Origin of the sequence: Henriciella sp. (assembly GCF_049649345.1) — a bacterium.
Taxonomy (GTDB): Bacteria; Pseudomonadota; Alphaproteobacteria; order Caulobacterales; family Hyphomonadaceae; genus Henriciella.
In genome coordinates, this window is sequence record NZ_JBARZC010000308.1 from 1 (window position 1) to 4,122 (window position 4,122).

Annotated in this window: 3 protein-coding genes and 1 pseudogene; 1 reads left to right on the plus strand and 3 read right to left on the minus strand. The window is 60.4% G+C overall.

Annotation, left to right across the window (positions count from 1 at the left end; genetic code table 11):
* Window positions 1-189, plus strand: a pseudogene (locus WA989_RS08090) (cytochrome c); the annotation flags it as partial.
* A gap of 52 nt (window positions 190-241) precedes the next feature.
* Here the strand turns inward: WA989_RS08090 and WA989_RS08095 are convergent.
* From WA989_RS08095 to WA989_RS08105, 3 genes are all read right to left on the minus strand, one after another.
* Window positions 242-367, minus strand: coding sequence for a hypothetical protein (locus tag WA989_RS08095; protein ID WP_342972818.1), 126 nt, complete (start codon window positions 365-367; stop codon window positions 242-244).
* Window positions 368-568: 201 nt separating this feature from the next.
* The gene (polA, locus tag WA989_RS08100; protein WP_424339994.1) at window positions 569-3,361 is read right to left on the minus strand and encodes a DNA polymerase I; all 2,793 of its coding nucleotides are present in this window, start codon (window positions 3,359-3,361) and stop codon (window positions 569-571) included.
* Window positions 3,362-3,436: 75 nt separating this feature from the next.
* Entirely contained in the window at window positions 3,437-4,006 is a 570-nt protein-coding gene (locus WA989_RS08105) for a hypothetical protein (protein WP_424339995.1), read from the minus strand.
* Window positions 4,007-4,122: the final 116 nt, after the last annotated feature.

Genomic DNA, 4,122 nt, shown 5'->3' on the forward strand with positions numbered 1-4,122 from the left:
AGCCCGCACCGCGAAGCGATCCCGTTTCGGCAGATTTCATGGATGTACCCGGTCGAATCACTCGCCGAACCGCTTTCGGAAGGCATCATGGTCGGCCATCCTGACATGCCGGAATGGCAGTTCGAGCCGAACGATATCGACGCGCTGCTCGCCTATATCGAGAGCATCCAGCAGCCGCAGGAAACCTGAGCGCGGGCTGCACCGCCTCCCCTGACATGCAGGGGAGGGCGCAGCAAAGCTTCTATTTCTTGCGCTGGTCGAAGACGTTCTGGACGCCGGTCTTTACCGACGGATTGGAGGCGTTCGTCTTCACTTTTTCTTTTTTCGGCTTGCGGATTTCGCGGTTCGATTTCTGTTGTTTCGACATGGGATGGGTCACTTCTCTTGCATCGCAGCCAGCGATGCGAATTGCCCCTGTTGGCCGGCACGCGGCATGCGCGCTCAGGCAGGGACAGCGCCGGCTTGGCTTTGCGGATTTTAGTGTGAAGTGGGCCGCAAAAGGCGTGGGTCAGATATCGTGCGCGGCGAGGGGGAATGCAATGGGGAGAGCGGATGGGCGAAGAGTTAGCTAGTGCGCCTCCGCCCACGTCCGCGCGGCGTTTGCATCCACGTCCAGAGGGACGCTGAGCTGCAGGGCCGGCAGCGGCGCTTTTTCCATCACGGCTTTGACGACCTTGATCGTGTCTTCGGCCTGCGCTTCGGGCACTTCGAAGACAAGTTCGTCGTGGACCTGTAGCAGCATCTTTGCGTCGAGCTTCTTCTTCGCCAAGGCCTCAGGCATGGCGATCATGGCGCGTTTGATGATGTCGGCCGCCGAGCCCTGGATCGGGGCGTTGATGGCCTGGCGTTCGGCGAAGGCGCGCTGGGCGCCGTTCTTTGAGCCCATTTCCTTTAGGTGCAGTTTTCGGCCGAAAGCTGTTGAAACATAAAGGTTTTCCTTCGCGAATTCCTTGGTCTCGTCCATGTATTTGCGGATGCCGGGGAATTTCTCGAAATAGGCCTTGATATAGTCCGACGCCTCGCCGCGCTCGATGCCGAGCTGGGTGGCCAGGCCGAAAGCCGAGATGCCATAAATGATCCCGAAATTGATCGCCTTGGCGCGCCGGCGCACCATCGGATCCATGCCCTCGATCGGTGTGTCGAACATCTCGCTGGCCGTCATGGCGTGGATGTCGAGGCCGTCCTTGAAGGCGTTCTTCAGCGCGTCGATGTTTGCGATATGGGCCAGCAGGCGCAGCTCAATCTGGCTGTAGTCCGCGCTGATCAGGACATTGCCTTCCTCGGCGATGAAGGCTTCGCGGATCTTGCGGCCTTCCTCTGTGCGGATCGGGATGTTCTGGAGGTTCGGATCGGTTGAGGAAAGCCGGCCCGTCTGCGCGCCTGCCATGGAATACGAGGTATGGACGCGTTTGGTGTCCGGATTGATCGCGTCCTGCAGCGCCTCTGTATAGGTCGAGCGGAGCTTCGAGAGCGTGCGCCAGTCAAGGATGATCTGCGGCAGCTCATGGCCCTGGGCGGCGAGGAATTCGAGCTGGCTCGCATCGGTCGACCACTGGCCGGATTTGGTCTTCTTGCCGCCGGGCAGGTCCATCTCGCCGAACAGGATCTCGCCGAGCTGTTTGGGCGAGCCCATATTGAAGTCCTGGCCTGCCGCCTTGTAGGCCGCGTCTTCAAGACCGGCCATGCGCTGCTGGAAATCGGCAGACAGGCGCGAGAGGAAATCGCGGTCGACCTTGATGCCGTGGCGCTCCATCGCCGCGAGCACCGGGATGAGCGGGCGGTCCAGCGTCTCATAAACGGTGGTGACCTTCTCCTTGTGGAGGCGCGGCTTGAACATCTGCCACAGGCGCAGCGTCACATCGGCGTCCTCGGCCGCGTATTTCGTCGCGGTGTCGAGCGGGACGCGGTCAAAGGTGATCTGCTTCTGGCCGGTGCCGCAGACCTCCTTGAACGGGATCGGCGAGTGATGGAAATAGCGCTCCGAGAGCTCATCCATGCCATGGCCATGCATGCCGGCATGGAGCGCGAAAGACAGCAGCATCGTGTCATCGACGGGGCTCACATCAATGCCATTCCGCTTCAGCACGGTAAGGTCATATTTCATGTTCTGACCGACCTTAAGGATGGCCGGGTCTTCGAGCAGGGGTTTCAGCGCAGCCAGCGCATCTTCCTTGCGGATCTGGCGCGGGGGCGCGGCATCGAACATATCCGCGCCGCCGGAATGATCCGGGTCGATATGGCCAAGCGGGATATAGCACGCCTCGTTCGGACCGACAGCGAGAGACACGCCGACAAGGTCGCAGGTCTGGCAGTCGAGGCTTGAGGTCTCGGTATCGACGGCGATGGCGCCAGCCGCATAGGCGCGCGCAATCCAGTCTTCGAGCGTCTTGAAGTCACGCACGCAGACATAGCTATCGGTGTCGAAGCCGATCTCGCCCTGCGTCGGTTCTTCCAGAACGCCTTCAGCCTCGAAGGTCTCGCGCACGCGGCGGGTGATCGTGCGGAACTCCATCTTCTCGAGAAAGTCGATCAGCGTCTTCGGGTCAGGATCGCAGACAGCGAGATCTTCGAGCGGGGTCTCAAGCGGAACATTCTCGTCGAGCTGGACGAGCTTTTTCGAGATGCGAACCTGGTCGGCAAAATCGATCAGGGTCTGGCGGCGCTTAGGCTGTTTGATCTCTTCGGCGCGGGCGAGGAGGGTCTCCACATCGCCATACTCGCCGAGCAGCTGCGCAGCCGTCTTCACGCCGATGCCGGGCGCGCCGGGCACATTATCGGTGCTGTCGCCGGCGAGCGCCTGCACGTCGACGACTTTCTCAGGTCCGACGCCGAATTTCTCGTGGACCTGCTCGATGCCGAGATGCTTGTTCTTCATCGTGTCGAGCATGGTGATCTTGTCAGTGACAAGCTGCATCAGGTCCTTATCTGAGGAGACGATGGTGACGCGCGCGCCTTTGGCCTCGGCCTGCCTCGCATAAGTCGCGATCAGATCGTCGGCCTCATAGCCTTCCAGTTCGAGCGCATGGCATGCAAAGGCGATGGAGGCTTCGCGCACCAGCGGGAATTGCGGGCGCAGATCCTCTGGCGGTTCGTCGCGATTGGCCTTGTAGTCAGGATAGAGATCGTTGCGGAAAGTGTAGCTGCCCTTGTCGAAGATGCAGGCAAAATGGGTTGGCCGCTCATCGCCTTTCAGCTCTTCGAGCAGCTTCCAGAGCATGTTGGAGAAGCCGGAAACCGCGCCGACCGGCAGGCCATCAGAGGCGCGCGAAAGCGGCGGCAGGGCATGGAAGGCGCGGAAGATATAGGCGCTCGCATCGATCAGATAGAGATGGCTGTCTTCATTGACGGGCGCTGTGGGCATGGCAGGCGATTCCTCTTCTTGGAGGTTCATTTAGCCTTGCAATGCGGTGAGGTCACGCCATCAGGCGCGATTGTTTCAGAAGTCGCTGCCAGTCGTGTTGTTGGCAGGCGGGTTGCCGGCGCGGTCGATCAGGGCGTCGATCCGCTCGCGCTCACGATTGGCTTCGCGTTTGGGGGCTTTCAACGAGGCCAGTTTCAGGTCTGTATCCTGTTTTCGATAGTCGCTTGCGAGATCAATGATGACCGTCTGAAATTCCGTATAGCTGACGCGCCGGTCAAGATTGGGATCGAAGCGGACAGGGTTGGCAAGCGAATCGTCCCGGGTCGGCAGGTTCTGCGCCCACGCCTGCTGCTCGAGTGCGGTCAGTTCGCCGTCTCCATTATCGTCTGCCGCTTCGAATGCCAGCGCGACGCCGGCCTGGATCTCGGCTTCGGAAATCTTGCCATTGCCGTCAGTATCGAAAGAGGCAAGCAGGCCGCCGCCAGGTTTCAGCCGGTCGGCCTTAAGCTTGGCGCGGTCATTTTCAGATTTGACCTCGCCGGAGCCGGGCAGGCGGACGACATCGTCTTCGCCGGGCTGGGCCATAGTGGTGAGACCCGATGCTGGCGCCAGCAGCAAAATGACGGCGGCAAAAGAGCGAAACATCGTGTCTCCGGTTCTGGTAGCTACCTCAATATAGCCACCTGTTGCCTGAATGCCACATGACTATTCAGCATTCTTTGGCCAAAAAATGTTCGGGTGTGTAAAACACTGTGCTGGCC

Bases quoted from the DNA above. Each gene is read 5' to 3' on its own strand.
- polA (WP_424339994.1), bottom strand. From the start codon at position 3,361: ATGCCCACAGCGCCCGTCAATGAAGACAGCCATCTCTATCTGATCGAT.
- WA989_RS08105 (WP_424339995.1), bottom strand. From the start codon at position 4,006: ATGTTTCGCTCTTTTGCCGCCGTCATTTTGCTGCTGGCGCCAGCATCG.
- WA989_RS08095 (WP_342972818.1), bottom strand. From the start codon at position 367: ATGTCGAAACAACAGAAATCGAACCGCGAAATCCGCAAGCCGAAAAAA.